Genomic DNA, 17,172 nt, shown 5'->3' on the forward strand with positions numbered 1-17,172 from the left:
TTGTTATGAATTTAAGATTGTAAAAGGAGAGAAGTACATGAGAAAAGAAAATGAAGTAATGAAACAGATACTAGATTTTGCTAACAGTGAAGATAGGGTTAGAGCTGTTATGTTAAATGGTTCGAGAGTTAACCCTAATGCGCCTAAGGATATAATGCAAGATTATGATATAGTATTCTTTATAACAGATATTGAAGATTTAAGTTATAAAATAGATCAAAGTTGGATTAGTGCATTTGGAGAGCTTGTTATTATGCAGCAGAATGATTTTGAGGATGGGGTATATATCTTTTTGATGCAATTTAAAGATGGAATAAGAATAGACCTTAGTTTTCAAGATATTAGAAGAATTGAAGAATCGGTTAGAGAAGATACTCTTAGCAAAATATTATTAAATAAAGATGATATTGAACTTAAATTACCTATCCCCAATGATAGTGGTCACTATGTACTAAAGCCTTCAAAAAAAGAATTCGATGAATTATTAAATGAAGCATGGTGGATTCAAACCTATGTTGCTAAAGGAATATGGAGGGATGAATTGCCTCTTGCTAAATATATGTTTGATGTTATTTTAATGGACTGTATAAGAAAATTATTGTCGTGGTATATTGGAGAAAGCCATAAATGGAATGTAAATGTAGGAAAATGCGGAAAATGGTTCAAAGGATACTTATCTGATGAGATTTATAATGATTTTATTTCAATATATCCAACTATAGATTATGAAGAAATGTGGCAATCACTGTTTAGAGCAGGTAAATTTATTAGGATAATAGGTGAACCATTAGCTGAATCTCTAGGATATTCCTATCCTATTAAAGATGATATTAATGTAACGGAATACATTACAAAGATTAAGGAACTGCCAAGGGATGCTAAAGAATTTAGATAAAAATGAAAGGAGAATATAAAATGATATTAAGGTATTTGAAACAACAGATGTTACTTCCCATAAAAGAATATATTATTAATCAACGTGTGAATATTAGAGGGATAGATGTTTTGATTTTGAGTTTCACTATAGAAAAAGATGAAAATAGTTTATGGATGATGTATGCAAATCAAGAGTTATATGGAGATAGATTTGACGATGAATATATAGTAGAGTTTAGGACAAATCGAGAAAAACTATTAAGAGGTATTAATGCTAGTAGTAAACATAAAGATTTACATATAAGACAAATGGAAATACAAGGACATATTGTTAATTTTAGTTCATCAAGTAGCAGTTCAATCTATAATATGGATTCAGAAGGAATAATGCGATTACAGCATTTTGTTGAAAGTGGTTTGATTTCAAATGAGTGGGACGATGTAAAATTAGAAAATCTTGTAATCGCTCAATATAAACAAATGGATGAGGAAATTGCTCCTAATATAGATAATACTAAGGAATTAGACATTAAATTATATGTTGATCGAGACTCAAGAGAAATATCAATACAACATCCATTTAAAATACAGTTCGGCAAACAAGAAATGGGAACAAAAATCGTGTATTATGATGAAGAACTTGGCAAGGAGAATTACTTTTTTATAAATGAAATCTATTCTTTTGATGTATATGAGGATATCAAAAAGAAGGTTGACAAAATTGAAGATGTAGAAATGCGAGGAAAAAACCTTGAGATTTTTATAGAAGGACTAGAAAGAATTTATCCAAGGGATAAAAATTTAGCTGTTATAAAATATGAAGCAGCAGATAATACCCAACTTAATTTTCATATGAAAGAGTATCTAGAAGCGGAGCCAATATATAGTGACTCTGCCATAGGAATTATATGGGGATCCAAAGAGGATGAAATTGGAATCAATGGGTATAAGCTACGGGAATGTGTACTTCAACCTATAGATAAGGACTTTAGCGGTGAATTGGAGATTGAACTGTTTTCTCGATTTCTTGAAATACCAGAGGAAACTATAGAAAGTATAGGATAGGAGCAAGTTTAGATATGAAAAAGATATTTATTATATTGTTAATCTTAGTGTTACCTATTAGTTGTAAACCTATAGAAGATGATACCAAATTATCACCAGTTACAGACAACTTGCCTAAAAAAGAAGAAAACTATATTAATGTGGCAGGCGAAACCATAGAAGAAAGATATCTAACTTTAGAAGGATATAAGAGAATAGAAACAGAAGAAAACAGTTTTGGAGAATTTTTAAGGAACCGGAGATTGAAACCTTATGGTGAAAAGGTTTTATACTATGATGGCAGAGAGAAAAATAAGAAAGATGTTTATGATAGTGTTTTAGATGTAGAAATAGGAGATAGGGACCTTCATCAGTGTGCAGATGCTATAATGCTTTTAAGAGGTGAATACCTTTACTCAATAGGTAAATATGAGGATATTAGCTTTAACTTCGTATCAGGATTTAAAGCAGAATATAAAAAGTGGATGGAAGGGTATAGGATTAAGATTGAAGGCAACCATGTAAGTTATTATAAAGCAACAGAACCATCCAATACCTATGAAGACTTTAGAAAATATATGGATATGGTAATGGCTTATGCAGGAACTTTATCCTTAGAAAAAGAATTAGAGCCTATTAATATAGAGAAAATAAAAATAGGGGATGTGTTTATTATTGGAGGGAGCCCAGGTCATGCTGTTATAGTTGTGGATATGGCTATAAGTGATGAAGATGATAAAATATTTATTCTTGCTCAATCCTATATGCCGGCGCAGCAAACTCAAATACTTATTAATCCTATGGATAAAAGTATAAGTCCTTGGTATTCACTAAATGACAAAGAGAAACTGATTACTCCTGAGTGGACATTTGAGTTGGATCAATTGAGAAGATTTTTAAATTGAGAAATAGGAAATTAAATAAAGATTTTTTACATCTTTTCATAATTTTATCACAACAATCCCATATTTTTATGATATGATGGATGAAAAGCAATTTTTCAATATATCAATGATTTGAAGAGATATATTAAGAGGCATTTTTTTATTAATTAAACATGGAGGGGTTAAAATATGTTAGGGAAGTTGAGGAACAGAAAAGTTTACAAGTACATAATGATAACAGCTATTATGGTGTTAGTCATAAGTATGGTAGGCTGTAAAAATGAAAAGCTAGTAGATGAGGAGATAGTAGCGAAAGTAGATGGTGAAGCTATAACTAAGAATGAATTATATGATTTAATGGTTGAACAATATGGTACTCAGGCTTTGGATTCATTGATTGGCGAGAAGATTGTTAATGCAGAGCTTGAAAAACAGAAAATTGAAGTTAGTGAGGAAGATATTGAAACTGAACTCAATAAGATTAAACAATACTATGAGAGTGACCAAGCATTTACTGAAGCTATGGCATATTATGGTTACACTTTAGACGATATAAAGAAGGATGTAACTATGAATATTCAAATTAAGAGACTTCTTGGGCCTAATATTACAATAGGAGAAGAAGACATTTCAAGTTATTTTGAACAAAATAAAACTTCATTTGATCAAAAAGAGGAAGTACGAGCACGTCATATACTTGTTAAAACAGAAGATCAAGCGAAAGAAATTAAAGAAAAAATTTCAGCAGGAGAAGACTTTGCTCAATTAGCAAAGGAACATTCTACAGATGAAATGACCAAAGAGTCTGGAGGAGATTTAGGCTTTTTTGGTAAAGGTAAAATGGTAAAGGAATTTGAAGAAGAAGCCTTTGGACTAGGGATAGGTGAAATCAGTAATCCAGTTAAAACTGATTACGGCTATCATTTAATAAAGGTAGAGGAAAAGAAGGAAGCAAAAGAAGCAACACTAGAAGAACACAAGGATGAAATAAAGGATATTCTCGTAGAAGCGAAGCTACCTGAGGTATATCAAAGCTGGTATCAAGAGAAATATGACGAATATAAAATAGAGAATTATCTTATAGAAGAATAATGATATATTAATGCAGTATGCATAGAAAAATTAATAGCATATGATGAACAATAATTAGAAAGTCTTTCCTTTAAGAAAGGTTTTCTAATTATTTATATAGCTTATCACTTGAATTCAAAATTAATCTATGATACAATTTATTCAATTATATTAGAGGGGTGTATCAATGAGCAAAATTCTTGCTAAATAAGAAATTTTAATATGCACAAAAATACATTCTTAAGAATGCTTTGTTTTGGTGCGTAATTTAGCGAGAACTCTCTTTCAAATATTTATTGACATTTGAGGATGATTTTATCATCTTTTTTTGTACTCTTTTTAGGCTTTAATTATGCTGAGGGATTTTCTCTCAGCATTTTTTGTTGGAGGTGAGTGATATGATCAATTTATGCAAGAAAGATAAGTGGCTTTTAAGTCAGAATATTTATTAAACGAGGTGGATAGTTTATGAGTAAAAAGAAAACAGCAGTATTATTATATGATGATTTTAGTAACTATGAGTTTAGTGTAATGTTATCAATGTTTTTTCAAGCTGGTAAACCCTATACAACATTTAGTTTAACTAAGGAACCAGTAAAGAGTGAAGAAGGGCTAAATGTAGTTTGCGATGCATTAGTTGAGGATTTAAATATAGAAGAGTTTGATTCTTTGGTATTAACAGGATGCATGGATCTTGAGCCCATTATCAATGAAGAGAGAATATATTCGTTTTTGAAGCAATTTGATCTACCTAGAATTAAAATTGCCAGTATCTCCAGCACACCCTTTTTACTTGCAAGGGCAGGTTTATTGAAGAATAAGCGTTATTTGGCCGGGATGTTAAAGGAAGAATTATTAAAACATGGTCATACCACCATAGAAGAGTTAGAGGGGATGGTGGATATAGCAGAGTATAGAGAATCCTTTGAAGAGATTGGACATTTTATAAAAGATGGGAATATAATTACCTCTGTAGGCGCATTCTTTATAGAATGGGCAATTGAGTTTGGAAAGATGTTAGAATTGGATTTTGAACCAGGATGGTATGGAGATTTTAACAAAGAATAATGCTGTAATTATAGGCCACTCCTACTAATTAATGTGTAGGAGTGGTCTTATTCATCTATGCCACATTCTGTATGAGTTTTTCCCTATATATATCAATCAATTCTTTTTCCGTCACATTTATACTTGGCTTATCAAATACTATATCACCTTTATCTAACATTATTATTCTATCTGAATACTCTATGGCATCTTTCATGTTGTGAGAAATCATCATAGTTGTCATGGAATATTTGTTTATTAATTCTTTAGTTTTCTGCATTATTACATTTGATGTTTTAGGGTCTAAAGCAGCTGTATGTTCGTCAAGTAAAAGTAAATCTGGATGTTTCATAGCTGCCATTACTAAAGATAAAGATTGTCTTTGACCACCAGATAAAAATTTTACCTTTGTATTTAACTTGTTTTCAAGACCCAAATCCAAATCCTTTAATAGTTCCATATATTTACCTATATTATTTTTTTTTATAAGCTTTCTCAAAGTAAATTTTTCTCCCTTTTTATCTGCTAGGGACATATTTTCCAGTATAGTAAGGGAAGGGGAGACTCCCATAGATGGATTTTGATATACTCTCCCTATATAAGTTGCTCGTTGTTCTTCTCTTAAGCCTGCTATGTCTTTCTCATTCAGTAAAATTTGTCCTTTATCTGCTAATATACTTCCACCAATGATATTAAGGAGAGTAGATTTTCCACAGCCATTAGAACCAATAATTGCTGTACATTTATTTTCCTCAATTTCTAAATTAAAATTTCTAAAGATATTTATTTCATTATCTGTATTCTTGTTAAAACTCTTTGATAGGTTTACTATTTTTAACATTTTTTCTCCCTCCTTGTTTTTTCATGAATCCTAAAAAATCAGCTGCAAAGTTATTGTAGGATAGAAAAACTATTACAATTATTGCGTTTATAGCTCTAAGGTCATTAGGGTTTAAACCTAGGTCTATAGCAATTCCGCCGATAAGTTTATAGATAATTGCCCCTAATATAGCCCTTGTTGTATTTTTTATTCTATTAGAATTCTTTTTAATAGTATCTCCTATTATGATTGAAGCAAGAGCTACTACTATAATGGAATTACCCATGGTTATATCTGCAAAACCTTGGATTTGAGCCATTAAAGCACCACTTAAAGCTACCAATCCATTAGCTAACATTAGCCCTATTACCTTATATTTATTACTATTTTCTCCTAGAGATTTCACTAAAGATTCATTATCACCAGTTGCTATTAGTAAATATCCCGTTTCAGTTTTTAGAAACTGATCTAGTATGATTTTTATTAACAATACAGTTACAGCTAATACTATTAAGGATGAACCTAAATCAAAAACTGAACCATATTTAAACAGCGGAAAATTGGATTTTCCATTTATTTTTAAATTTACAGAATATAGTATAGTCATGGTCAATATTCCTGATAATAATGGCTTTATTCTTAGTTTTGTAAAGAGAGTTGCAGTAAAGAGTCCTGCTAAGGTTCCAAAGAAAAATGCCATTAAAGTACTAATGATTGGATTAGCACCCATAGATATAAATTTAGCAAATACAAAGGCTCCAAAAGGAAAAGTCCCTTCTACGGAAAGATCTGCTATATCTAATATTTTATAAGTTAAGAATACTCCCATAGCTAAAATTGCAAATATTAGCCCTTGTTCTAGAGAAGTAATTATTAGGGAATTCATATATATCACCTCATTGTTTAATCATTTTTTATTGCGTCCTTGAATACATTATTATTTTCATCAAGCCCTAAGGAATTTAATGTTTCTTTGTTGAATACTTTCTTAGTATTAGCTGCAGTCTGGGATGGAATATCAGAAGGTGTTTTTCCATCAACTAAAATCTCTTTAGCCATTTTTGCAGTTTGTTTACCTAGTTCATAGTAGCTAATTCCATCGGTAACAAGAATACCACCACTTACATGAGAATCTTCAGCAGCTACAGTAATTAATTTGTTAGATGTGGCTTTCTCAGAAACTATATTAATTGCAGATGCAACCATATTGTCTGTTATTGTATATATTCCATCTACTTTTTTAACTATAGAATCTACAGCTTGAGAGATATCGGATATACTAGATATTCCAACCTCTACTATTTCAAGTCCCATAGAAGGTGCTAATTCTTTCGCCATTTCAATTTGAATTTGTGAATTTGGCTCGCTAGTATTAAAGACAATTCCAATTTTTTTGATATTGCTATCTAAATCTTTAAATAGTTGCAGCTGTCTATCCATTGGACTGGCATCTGATGTTCCAGTTACATTGCCATCAGGTTTTTCCATTGAAGCCACCAGCTCTGCTTTTATAGGGTCTGTTACTGCACTAAATAATATAGGAATCTCTGAAGTAGCTTGTTTGGCAGACTGAGCTGCTGGTGTAGCTATAGCATATATTAAATCTACTTTATCTTTTACAAACTTTTGAGATATACTAACAGTAGTTGGAATATCTCCCTGTGCATTTTGATAGTCTATTTCTGCATTGATACCAAGTTCTTTTAATCCATCTTCAAATCCTTTCCTAGCATCATCAAGTGCTGGATGATCTGCTAACTGACTAATCCCAATTTTATATACTCCTTCACCAGAAACATTACTTGGTTTACTTACATTTGCATTACAACCTGATAGAAACATCACACTTACTAATACTAAAGATACTAATTTACTAACTTTAGATTTTTTCATTTTATTATCCTCCCTTAAAATAATCTTGCCAGATTGAATGCAATTGGATAATTGGGCAATAAAAAATCTTTCAATCTCTATAAACATAGCTTTTAGCTATACTTATAGGGACGAAAGATTATATATCCGCGCGGTACCACCCTAATTATGACAAAGTCATCACTCAATCAGACCTAACAGTCTTATCCCCTATAACGATGGGCATTCGGATTCACCTACTGGAAGTTTCTTTTAGCGAATCAGCTCAGGAGTGTATATTACATATCTTGTTATTGTTGGTTTTCACCCTTCCCAACTCTCTTTGAATAATCAATGATATCTTTCTCTCCATCAGAGCATTTTTAATATTAGATAAGATAATAATACTTTATTTTAGTAATGTCAATACTTTTTTGAAAAAATGTTTTAAAAATTTCTGATGGTTTGATATAAAGTCTGATAGAGCCTAGTGGTTTAAGTATAGCCAAAAATATTTAGTTTTTGTTAAGGAAGATTATTCTCCTACTTTTACAGCATCTTTAAATAGTGGAAGATTTGAATTTAATTCTAATTCTTCTAAGGTGCTTATATTTACAGTTGTTACAGTTTTTTCTGCTACACCGACTGGTATAGTAGAAACATCTTTTTTATCTACAAGTATTTCTTTAGCCATTTTAGCTGTTTGCTTACCTAGTTCATAATAACTAAGCCCATTTGTTACTAATAATCCGCCTTTTACCTGTGTTTCCTCTGCACAAATAGATATGATTTTTTTATCTATAAGTTTCTTTGATACCAATTCAACAGAAGAGGCTATTAGATTATCACTTAGACCATAAACAGCATCGACTTTATTCAATAATGAATCTATAGCTTGAGGAAGTTCATTTACATTGCTTACTCCAACTGTAACTATTTCTAGACCTTCAGCTGGTGCTAATTTTTTTACTTCTTCTATTTGAATTTCAGAATTTGCTTCAGATGTATTATATAGTATACCTATGGTCTTTATATTAGGATCGATTTCTTTAAACATCTTCAATTGAGAAGCTGTAGGTGCCATATCTGATGTTCCAGTTACATTACCGCCAACATTTTTCCAATCTGCTACTATTTCTGATTTTACAGGGTCTGTTACTGCACTAAATAATATAGGAATATCTGAAGTAGCTTGTTTGGCAGATTGAGCTGCTGGTGTAGCTATAGCATATATTAAATCTACTTTATCTTTTACAAACTTTTGAGATATACTAACAGTAGTTGGAATATCTCCCTGTGCATTTTGATAGTCTATTTCTGCATTGATACCAAGTTCTTTTAATCCATCTTCAAATCCTTTCCTAGCATCGTCAAGTGCTGGATGATCTGCTAACTGACTAATTCCAATTTTATATACTCCTTCACCAGAAACATTACTTGGTTTACTTACATTTGCATTACAACCTGATAGAACCATCACACTTACTAATACTAAAGACATTAATTTACTAACTTTAGATTTTTTCATTTTATTATCCTCCTTGAAATGTAATCAATAGATTTTATAGGATAATTAGCATAGATTGAATGCCATGGAATAATTGGGCAATAAAAAAATCTTTCAATCCCTATAAATATAGCTTTTAGCTATACTTATAGGGACGAAAGATTATATCCGCGGTACCACCCTAATTATGACAAAGTCATCACTCAATCAGACCTAACAGTCCTATCCCCTATAACGATGGGCCTTCGGATTCGTCTACTTGAAAGTTTCGTTTAACGAATCAGCTTAGGAGTGAATATTACATATCTTCTTAATGTTGGCTCTCACCTTTTCCAACTCTCTGTAATTAAGTTAGGATATCTTTCTCTCCATCAAAGCATTTTTAATATTAAAAATATCATAATACTTTAATCTAATAATGTCAATAGTTTTTTTATTAAAATTTTTCTGTAAATAATATAGTGATTTTACATAAGATGTATTTGATTTGAAATGATAAAATGTAAAAAATAGGCCTAGATTTGCAAATAATCAGGAGATGTAGTATAATGATGAAGTTAGATTAATTGTTAGAATGTAGTTAAAGTATTTAAAATAATTTTTATAATAATCTTATCCTTATTTTAAAGTTATGATGGTGATTTAGATATAACCATTTACTTTATACCTATATGCCCCGAAAGGGATTATATTTATTTAATCTTGAATTTTCCCTATGGATTATTTAAATGAATACGAATAATTAATTACTAACTAATATACGATTTGTATATTAGTTTTTTGTGATATAAAATTTAAAAAGGAGGTGTTTAAATGACAACAAATGTTATGTTTGCACTTGTGGGCTTGTTTTTGGTAACTGCTTTTACAAATGTTTTAGCAACACTAAAAACAATATTGATGTCAAAAAAAATTATGAATCCAGTTTATTTGCTGGTTTTTGCGGATGCCATGATCTTTGCAACTATTGTTAGTAAGGTAACTAGTTCTGATGGGATTCAATTTACAATATCATATGCTTTAGGAAGAACAGCTGGAGTTTTTATAGGTGGTAAAATTGAAGATAGGCTAGCCCTTGGTATTTTAGAAGTAGATTTATTTTTGAATAACAAAAATAAGATTATGGAAATAGCAAATAAACTTAGAGAAACAGGATATACAGTCAATACTTTTCTTGTTGGAGGGAATAATGAGGAAAAGAGATATCAAATGGAAGTCGTTATCAAAAGAAAAGAATTTAAAATATTTGAAGATATTATAGCAGAATTTAATGTGGTAAATCCAACCTTAAAAGTTAAAACTATAAGTAAAGTAGACGGCAAAATTACAACCACAAGATTTAAAGAGGCTTAAATACTTTATTAAATGTATATGATGGAATTAGGAAACAACTCAGCTGCATTTAAAAGAATAATTACAGCTGAATTAATTCCACAAATTTAATGATTAAGGGAATTTTTATTTCTATATTGATTGGGTGAAAGTCCCATATAATTTTTAAAAGCTCTGCTAAAATAATGTTGGCTGCTATATCCTACCATGTTTGCAATATCATTTACAGTATAATCCTTATCTTTATCTAATAGAAGTTTTATTGCCATATTGATTCTTAGGTTATTAAGATAATTAGTGAAACTAACTCCTGTTTTCTGTTTGATTATTCTGGTAAGATATGATTGACTTATATGTAAATTTTCAGCTATAAGATTTAAGGTTAGATCATTTTGAGTAAAGTTTTCTTTTATGTAATTAATTGCTTGACTTCCAATACATTTATAGTTTGTATTATCTATTTCCGTTTCTTTTAATTTATTTAACTCCCACATTCTTTCGCAGTAGGAGTCCATGGCTTTAATAATAATATTTTTAAAATCTCTATACTGTATAGGTTTAAGCAAATAACTAAATACTCCAAGTTCTAAAGCTTTCTGTGCATATTCAAATTGATCATATCCTGATATAATTATTATTTTAGAATTAGGATCCAGTTCCTTAATTTTTTCTATTACTTCAAGACCATTTATAAAAGGCATATTAATATCCATTAAAATAATTTCTGGTTGATACATATTGATTAAATGCAGAGCTTCTTCACCGTCTTGTGCTGCTCCTACAACAGATAAATTTAAATCGTAGGATTCTATTAATTTTTTTAAACCATTACGTATTATTTCCTCATCATCAGCAATTACTACTCTAAACATTGGAATCCCTCACTTATCTTTGGTATCTTTAATGAGACTTTAGTTCCTTCTTCAAATTTACTATCAATATTAATACTATATTTATCTTTAAATGTAAGTTTCAAACGTTCGTTGATATTATACAATCCATAATGCTCTGATTCAATAGATTGGTAGAGATTTTCTCTAATTGTAGTAAGTTTTTCATAATTCATACCTAAGCCATTATCTATAACTTCAATAAGTATATAGTCATCTTGAGATAGTATATTTATATTGATAATACCTTTTTTCCTTTTCAACTTTAATCCATGGTAAATAGAGTTTTCAATTAAAGGCTGTATTATCATCTTAGGGACTAGATATTGTGAAATTAGTTCATCTAAATCAATAGTATAACTAATCTTATCTTTATAACGTGTTTCTTGGATTTTCAGATAGTTATGTACATGTTCTATTTCATCAGCAATTGTAATAAATTCTTTTCCATCACTTAGTGATATTCTAAAAAATATGGACAATGAGTTAATCATATCTGCAAGATCAAAGGCATTATACTCTAAAGCCTTCCATTGAATTGTATCTAATGTGTTATATAAAAAATGAGGATTTATCTGTGATTGCAATACTCTCAATTCAGCATTTCTCTTTTGAGATTGTACCCGATATACTTGATTTATTAGTTTCTTAATATCCCTAAGCATTTGATTGAACACTTTACCTAATATAGATATTTCATCATTATTTCTAGTTTCATAATAGGAATCTAGATTCCCATTAGACACTTCTACCATATGATTCTTTAACTTATGTATTGGTTTTACAATAGTTCCAGAGATGATAATTGCAAGTAAAATGGCAAACAATAATAAAATTATTCCTAAAGCAACAACTAAGTTGATAATATTATTAGTTTGGGCATGAATATAGCTATTTTCAATTAGAGTACATAAGATCCAGTCTTCTGTATAAGGGATAGAAGAAAAAAACAAAGTGGAATCTTTGTTGGAGATATTTTTCAAGCTAATAGTTCCTAAATTTTCTTCCTTAGATTTTTTAATTATTTTATCTAGTCCTTCTATGGAAATATAATTATTTGTCAAATTATCTTTTGAAATAGAGTATATATCCATATCTTTGTTCATAATCCAAGAAAATCCATTATAAACATCAATGCCATTTGATATTTCAGAGATTTTCTCCAAATTAACAGCACCATTAATAAATCCTATTTTTTCATTTTCATCATTTACAATTGGATAGCAAATAATAAAAATAGGAGTATTATCAGATTTAGAAATGATTGGCTTAGATATAACATACTCCATATCTGACGACATTAGTTTATTAAAATAATCTCGATTATAGACATGAATGGTTATATTATCATTTATCCATCCATAGCCATCAATAGTTCCTATTGCAAAAGTCTCATTTAAATTTCCATATTGCTTACTTAGAACTTTGTTTAAACGTGTTAAATAAGGTTTTAAAGAAACTAAATTAAACTCCTTAGTTGAAGCATATTCATGAATAATTCTTATTTCGCTTATTCGTTGATTTAACCAGGAACCAATCTCATTTGATTTTGAATCAATGAGTTGTAAAGTTTGATACTCCAATTGCTCCATATTTAAAGATTTTACCTTTGTTTCCAATATGAACAATAAAGGAGAGAAGGTAAGTATTATACATAAAACAAAAACTGTGATAATTTTTAGACGTAAAGACATAGTTTTTCACCTGAATTTTGATTTTTAAGTTCAATAATTATTATATAGGATTTTCTTGTACTTTTAAATATTAGATTTAAAAGTACAAAAATAGACATATAAGTGTAAATACTAAAATAAATGATTGTGTTAAACTAATAACAATATAATCAACAAATTAACAAAATAGGAGGGACAAAATTTGAAAAAGTTTTTAGTATTTTTTCTAGTAATAACTATAGTAGTAGGTTTAGTAGGGTGTAATAAGATGGAAAAAGTAGACTCTAATGAATCTACAACATCTATAAAAGATGGTGTGTATGAAGGGGTTGGCACTGGTAAAGGTGGGGAAATAAAAGTTGAAGTAACAATTGCAGATGATACTATTACTGCTATAAAGGTAGTGAGCCACAATGAAACACCAGGATTCGATACTGCAATGGAAACTTTAACAGAAAGTATTATATCAAAAAATAGCCTTGAAGTAGATGGAGTTTCAGGATGTACCTTTACTTCTAACGGATTTATAGAGGCGGTAACTGAAGCATTAACTGCAGCAGGAGCAACTCCAGAAATGTTGAAAAAAATTGATGTTACATCTTCAAGTGGAGTAAAGGAAGAAGTTACGGAAACTCATGACATCGTAGTAATTGGAGCTGGTGGAGCAGGTCTTTCAGCAGCTATAGAGGCCAAGGCTGCGGGAGCAGATGTAATTGTTTTAGAAAAAATGCCTATGGCTGGTGGAAATACATTGATATCAGGTGCTGAATATGCTGCACCAAACAATTGGTTACAGAAAGAGGAAGGTATTGAAGATAGTATAGATCTTCATATAGAAGATACTTTAAAAGGTGGAGACAATAAGGCTAATGAGGAACTAGTTAGAGTTTTAGCTGAGAATGCTCTTGCAGGTGCTGAGTGGCTAAGAGATGAAGTTGGAATAGTATGGGAAGATGAATTGATGTTTTTCGGTGGACATTCAGTTAAGAGAAGTTTAGTTCCAGCAGGAGCTAGTGGAAGAGAAATCATATCTAAGCAACTTGCAAAAGCCGAAGAAATGAATATTCCTGTTCTTTTAAATACTAAAGCAACAGCTTTAATTACAGATGAGAATGGAAAAGTTATAGGAGTAGAAGCAGAAGGGGAAAATAAAAATTATACTTTTAATACTAACAAAGCAGTAATCATTGCATCAGGAGGATTTGGCTCTAATGTAGAGATGAGAGTTAAGTATAATCCTGATATAGACGAAACAATTCTATCAACTAACTCAACAGGTAGTACAGGTGATGGTATTGTAATGGCTGAAAAAATAGGAGCATCTCTAGTAGGTATGGAATATATTCAAACATACCCAATATGTGACCCACTAACTGGAACATTACTTTACTATGATGATGCAAGATTATATGGACATACAATTATTGTAAATAAAGAAGGCAAGCGTTTTGTAGAAGAATTAGGCAGACGTGATGTAATGTCTATGGCTATCAAGGCTCAAACAGGTCATGTGTGTTATGAATTACTTGATCAAAAAGGATTTGAAGCAAGTAAATTGCAAGAAAATCATGGACCAGAACTTGATTACTTATATAAAAATGATTTATTAGTAAAAGCTGATACTATAAAAGAAGCTGCTGATTTCTTCGGAATTGATGCAGTAGAATTACAAAAAACTGTTGATAAATATAATGGATATATAGCAGATGGAAAAGACCCAGAATTCAATAAAAGAAGTTTACCTTCAACTGTAGAAGTTGGTCCATTCTATATCTTAAAAGCTACTCCAGCTGTTCATCATACAATGGGTGGTATAAAAATAAATACGAATGCTCAAGTATTAGATACAGAAGGAAATGTAATAGAAGGATTATATGCAGCAGGTGAGGTCACAGGAGGAATCCAAGGTGCCAATAGATTAGGTAGTAATGCACTTGCGGACATTACGGTATTCGGTAGAATTGCCGGACAAAACGCAGCTAAATAGGGTTCAAATATAAAGCACAATAAAGGCTCTTCAAGTTTTTGAAGAGTCTTTTTGATTTTGGGAAGTAATCTCCATAAAAATATAAAGCCGACATATATTTTTCATAGAATTTTAAGTACAAGATTTTTTGATAAGATTGTAATTTTTGAGGATAGAAAAATAATTGAATATGAAGTCATAGTAAACTTATAAAGAATAATAATACTCTTTATGTTCAAAGTGTATAATACGCAGGATTAATATTATATAACTTAGTTAAAAAGATTACTATAATAGGGCAGTAGTTTTTTGCCTCGAATTAATAAAAAGATATTGACATTTTAGTAACACTGGCATAATATATAATTAATATCAAAATGATATCAAAAATATATTAAGGGGGTTTTAAAATGTCAAATACAATTAACAAAAATGAAAGCAAACTGCATAGTGAAGAAATCATACCTAGATCAATGAATGGTATGGGTATCCTCCTTTTAAACATTATATTTATAATTGCTGGTATTGCTGCACTTGTCTATGGAATTAATTTGGTTGATTATGGATACGATAAAGGAATATTGCTAATAATTGCAGGAATTTCCTATTCTTTTATAATAGGTCCTATCATGTTTTCTGGATTGAAAGTGTTGAAACCTAATGAAGCAATAGTTCTTACTCTCTTTGGTAAGTATTATGGTACACTTAGAGGTGAAGGATTCTTCTTTGTTAATCCATTTGTTAGTGCTATTAATCCTAGTTCTAAGGGAACAACTACAGGAAAATTAGGTGTTGAACAAACTAAATTAGGTAGTGCAGAAGTCACATTACCTGCTAGAACCAATAAAAAAATTTCTCTTAAGACTATGACGCTAAATAATGAGAAACAAAAGATCAATGACCAGCTAGGAAATCCTATAGTCATAGGAATTGTTGTAATTTGGAGAGTTGTTAATACTGCAAAGGCTGTTTTTAATGTTGATAACTATACAGAATTTTTATCCATACAGACTGATGCTGCCCTTAGAAATATTGTTAGGGTATATCCCTATGATGTATCCAATGAAGATAATGAAAAGTCCTTAAGGGGTAGCAGCCAAGAAGTAGCGGATAAACTAAAGACTGAGATTCAAGCCAATGTAGAAGTAGCAGGTTTGGAAATCTTAGAAGCAAGAATCACCCATTTAGCTTATGCTCCAGAAATAGCATCTGTAATGCTTCAAAGACAGCAAGCTTCAGCAATAATAGATGCAAGGCAGATGATAGTTGAGGGAGCAGTAGGTATGGTAGAGATGGCTCTTGCTAAATTAAACGAAAATGATATTGTTCATTTAGATGAGGAGCGTAAAGCTGCTATGGTTAGTAACCTGCTTGTTGTATTATGTGGAAATAAGGATGCACAGCCTATTGTAAATAGTGGCTCCTTATATTAAAATAAATTGAAGGGAGGGATGTTGTAGATGGAGAATAAAGATAATGGAAAAAAACAGATACTTTTGAGACTATCCTCATCCCTTTGGCAGGAACTGGCTGCTTGGGCAGAAGATGATTTTCGCTCAATCAATGGGCAAATAGAATACCTTTTAACAGATTCTGTGAAGCAGAGGAGAAAAGGAAAAAATAAAACAGATGAGTAGTGGGTTAGGAGAGAATTATATGGATAAAATAATTGTATTTGGAAGCAAATATTGACCGGATTGTGAACCAGCGAAAGAGTATCTTTCAAGTCATAATATTAAGTTCTTATATTTAGATATTTCAGAAGGAATGTTGAATTTAAAAAGATTTTTGAAGTATAGGGATAACTATGAAGAATTTAAAGAGATTAAGGAATCTGGAAAAATAGGATTACCTTGCATAGTTGTAAACGATGGAGAGCAAATTATTTTTGATTATAATGAATTAGAGGTACAGAAAAGTTGATGTTTTTACATCAGCTTTTTGTACTTTAATATTACCATTTTAATGATATAATATCTTTACAGTGAACTAATGATGAACCATAGGGGAGGGATAATATGAAGGAAACGATTTATATTACGGGACATAAAAATCCTGATTCAGATTCCATATGTGCAGCTTTAGCCTATGCAGAGTATAAAAATGGCAATGGGGATGTTAATGCTATTCCTGTAAGGCTTGGAAAGATAAATAGAGAAACAAAATTCATTCTAGAATATTTTGGAGTTGATGCACCTATCTTTTAGAAAC

Annotated in this window: 17 protein-coding genes and 2 other annotated features; of the genes, 11 read left to right on the forward strand and 6 right to left on the reverse strand. The window is 30.5% G+C overall.

The features are described from left to right. Positions 1-37: 37 nt before the first annotated feature. The 5 genes from CIW83_RS01895 (at position 38) to CIW83_RS01915 (ending at position 4,943) form a co-directional block, all read left to right on the forward strand. Positions 38-895, forward strand: a complete 858-nt coding sequence (locus CIW83_RS01895) for an aminoglycoside 6-adenylyltransferase (protein ID WP_094898976.1) — start codon at positions 38-40, stop codon at positions 893-895. Positions 896-915: 20 nt separating this feature from the next. Next, the gene (locus tag CIW83_RS01900; RefSeq protein WP_094898977.1) at positions 916-1,941 is read left to right on the forward strand and encodes a hypothetical protein; all 1,026 of its coding nucleotides are present in this window, start codon (positions 916-918) and stop codon (positions 1,939-1,941) included. Positions 1,942-1,955: 14 nt separating this feature from the next. After that, positions 1,956-2,825 carry a DUF4846 domain-containing protein gene (locus tag CIW83_RS01905; protein WP_094898978.1) on the forward strand — a complete coding sequence of 290 codons (870 nt, stop codon included), beginning with the start codon at positions 1,956-1,958 and terminating at the stop codon, positions 2,823-2,825. 168 nt (positions 2,826-2,993) lie between these two features. Then, positions 2,994-3,896 (forward strand): peptidylprolyl isomerase, encoded by a 903-nt coding sequence (locus CIW83_RS01910; protein WP_094898979.1) that lies wholly within the window; start codon positions 2,994-2,996, stop codon positions 3,894-3,896. A 447-nt stretch (positions 3,897-4,343) separates the two neighbouring features. Further along, a complete protein-coding gene (locus CIW83_RS01915; protein WP_094898980.1) occupies positions 4,344-4,943 on the forward strand; it encodes a DJ-1/PfpI family protein in 600 nt (199 codons plus the stop codon). A 55-nt stretch (positions 4,944-4,998) separates the two neighbouring features. Here CIW83_RS01915 and CIW83_RS01920 read toward each other — a convergent pair whose 3' ends face one another. From CIW83_RS01920 to CIW83_RS01935, 4 genes are all read right to left on the reverse strand, one after another. Further along, positions 4,999-5,763: an ABC transporter ATP-binding protein gene (locus tag CIW83_RS01920; protein ID WP_094898981.1), complete on the reverse strand. Its 765-nt coding sequence runs from the start codon at positions 5,761-5,763 to the stop codon at positions 4,999-5,001. Further along, entirely contained in the window at positions 5,729-6,628 is a 900-nt protein-coding gene (locus CIW83_RS01925; RefSeq protein WP_094898982.1) for an ABC transporter permease, read from the reverse strand. The genes CIW83_RS01920 and CIW83_RS01925 overlap by 35 nt, the downstream gene beginning before the upstream one ends. A gap of 17 nt (positions 6,629-6,645) precedes the next feature. Then, positions 6,646-7,635 (reverse strand): ABC transporter substrate-binding protein, encoded by a 990-nt coding sequence (locus tag CIW83_RS01930; protein ID WP_094898983.1) that lies wholly within the window; start codon positions 7,633-7,635, stop codon positions 6,646-6,648. Positions 7,636-7,738: 103 nt separating this feature from the next. Next, positions 7,739-7,978 (reverse strand) — a binding site (T-box leader). Between the two features lie 150 nt (positions 7,979-8,128). Continuing rightward, positions 8,129-9,121 (reverse strand): ABC transporter substrate-binding protein, encoded by a 993-nt coding sequence (locus tag CIW83_RS01935; RefSeq protein ID WP_094898984.1) that lies wholly within the window; start codon positions 9,119-9,121, stop codon positions 8,129-8,131. A 126-nt stretch (positions 9,122-9,247) separates the two neighbouring features. Continuing rightward, positions 9,248-9,484: a binding site (T-box leader), on the reverse strand. A 429-nt stretch (positions 9,485-9,913) separates the two neighbouring features. Here CIW83_RS01935 and CIW83_RS01940 point away from each other — a divergent pair. Further along, entirely contained in the window at positions 9,914-10,453 is a 540-nt protein-coding gene (locus tag CIW83_RS01940; RefSeq protein ID WP_094898985.1) for a DUF5698 domain-containing protein, read from the forward strand. An 86-nt stretch (positions 10,454-10,539) separates the two neighbouring features. Here CIW83_RS01940 and CIW83_RS01945 read toward each other — a convergent pair whose 3' ends face one another. Both CIW83_RS01945 and CIW83_RS01950 read right to left on the reverse strand, forming a co-directional pair. Beyond that, positions 10,540-11,304: a response regulator gene (locus CIW83_RS01945; protein ID WP_094898986.1), complete on the reverse strand. Its 765-nt coding sequence runs from the start codon at positions 11,302-11,304 to the stop codon at positions 10,540-10,542. Then, positions 11,292-13,016, reverse strand: a complete 1,725-nt coding sequence (locus tag CIW83_RS01950) for a sensor histidine kinase (protein WP_094898987.1) — start codon at positions 13,014-13,016, stop codon at positions 11,292-11,294. Before CIW83_RS01950 ends, CIW83_RS01945 begins: the two co-directional genes overlap by 13 nt. 181 nt (positions 13,017-13,197) lie before the next feature. Here CIW83_RS01950 and CIW83_RS01955 point away from each other — a divergent pair, with 181 nt between their 5' ends. The 5 genes from CIW83_RS01955 (at position 13,198) to CIW83_RS24745 (ending at position 17,168) form a co-directional block, all read left to right on the forward strand. Beyond that, complete coding sequence (locus CIW83_RS01955; RefSeq protein WP_235601197.1) at positions 13,198-14,982, forward strand: flavocytochrome c; 1,785 nt, start codon at positions 13,198-13,200, stop codon at positions 14,980-14,982. Positions 14,983-15,371: 389 nt separating this feature from the next. After that, on the forward strand, positions 15,372-16,394 hold the full coding sequence (locus CIW83_RS01960) for an SPFH domain-containing protein (protein WP_094898988.1): 1,023 nt from the start codon (positions 15,372-15,374) through the stop codon (positions 16,392-16,394). Positions 16,395-16,421: 27 nt separating this feature from the next. Next, a complete protein-coding gene (locus CIW83_RS21895; RefSeq protein ID WP_143598499.1) occupies positions 16,422-16,598 on the forward strand; it encodes an Arc family DNA-binding protein in 177 nt (58 codons plus the stop codon). A 130-nt stretch (positions 16,599-16,728) separates the two neighbouring features. Then, a complete protein-coding gene (locus CIW83_RS23520) occupies positions 16,729-16,884 on the forward strand; it encodes a hypothetical protein (RefSeq protein WP_235601198.1) in 156 nt (51 codons plus the stop codon). A 95-nt stretch (positions 16,885-16,979) separates the two neighbouring features. Continuing rightward, positions 16,980-17,168, forward strand: coding sequence for a hypothetical protein (locus tag CIW83_RS24745; protein WP_369819347.1), 189 nt, complete (start codon positions 16,980-16,982; stop codon positions 17,166-17,168). The last annotated feature ends 4 nt before the right edge of the window (positions 17,169-17,172 follow it).

It is taken from the genome of Tissierella sp. P1, from assembly GCF_002266425.1.
In the GTDB taxonomy this organism is placed as follows: Bacteria; Bacillota; Clostridia; order Tissierellales; family Tissierellaceae; genus Tissierella; species Tissierella carlieri.

What these genes read in the sequence shown, in the direction of transcription:
- CIW83_RS01920 (WP_094898981.1), bottom strand. Translation starts at nt 5,763, where the DNA reads ATGTTAAAAATAGTAAACCTATCAAAGAGTTTTAACAAGAATACAGAT.
- CIW83_RS01950 (WP_094898987.1), bottom strand. Translation starts at nt 13,016, where the DNA reads ATGTCTTTACGTCTAAAAATTATCACAGTTTTTGTTTTATGTATAATA.
- CIW83_RS01915 (WP_094898980.1), top strand. Translation starts at nt 4,344, where the DNA reads ATGAGTAAAAAGAAAACAGCAGTATTATTATATGATGATTTTAGTAAC.
- CIW83_RS01930 (WP_094898983.1), bottom strand. Translation starts at nt 7,635, where the DNA reads ATGAAAAAATCTAAAGTTAGTAAATTAGTATCTTTAGTATTAGTAAGT.
- CIW83_RS01960 (WP_094898988.1), top strand. Translation starts at nt 15,372, where the DNA reads ATGTCAAATACAATTAACAAAAATGAAAGCAAACTGCATAGTGAAGAA.
- CIW83_RS01940 (WP_094898985.1), top strand. Translation starts at nt 9,914, where the DNA reads ATGACAACAAATGTTATGTTTGCACTTGTGGGCTTGTTTTTGGTAACT.
- CIW83_RS21895 (WP_143598499.1), top strand. Translation starts at nt 16,422, where the DNA reads ATGGAGAATAAAGATAATGGAAAAAAACAGATACTTTTGAGACTATCC.
- CIW83_RS01900 (WP_094898977.1), top strand. Translation starts at nt 916, where the DNA reads ATGATATTAAGGTATTTGAAACAACAGATGTTACTTCCCATAAAAGAA.
- CIW83_RS01925 (WP_094898982.1), bottom strand. Translation starts at nt 6,628, where the DNA reads ATGAATTCCCTAATAATTACTTCTCTAGAACAAGGGCTAATATTTGCA.
- CIW83_RS01905 (WP_094898978.1), top strand. Translation starts at nt 1,956, where the DNA reads ATGAAAAAGATATTTATTATATTGTTAATCTTAGTGTTACCTATTAGT.
- CIW83_RS01895 (WP_094898976.1), top strand. Translation starts at nt 38, where the DNA reads ATGAGAAAAGAAAATGAAGTAATGAAACAGATACTAGATTTTGCTAAC.
- CIW83_RS01945 (WP_094898986.1), bottom strand. Translation starts at nt 11,304, where the DNA reads ATGTTTAGAGTAGTAATTGCTGATGATGAGGAAATAATACGTAATGGT.
- CIW83_RS24745 (WP_369819347.1), top strand. Translation starts at nt 16,980, where the DNA reads ATGAAGGAAACGATTTATATTACGGGACATAAAAATCCTGATTCAGAT.
- CIW83_RS01910 (WP_094898979.1), top strand. Translation starts at nt 2,994, where the DNA reads ATGTTAGGGAAGTTGAGGAACAGAAAAGTTTACAAGTACATAATGATA.
- CIW83_RS23520 (WP_235601198.1), top strand. Translation starts at nt 16,729, where the DNA reads ATGTTGAATTTAAAAAGATTTTTGAAGTATAGGGATAACTATGAAGAA.
- CIW83_RS01935 (WP_094898984.1), bottom strand. Translation starts at nt 9,121, where the DNA reads ATGAAAAAATCTAAAGTTAGTAAATTAATGTCTTTAGTATTAGTAAGT.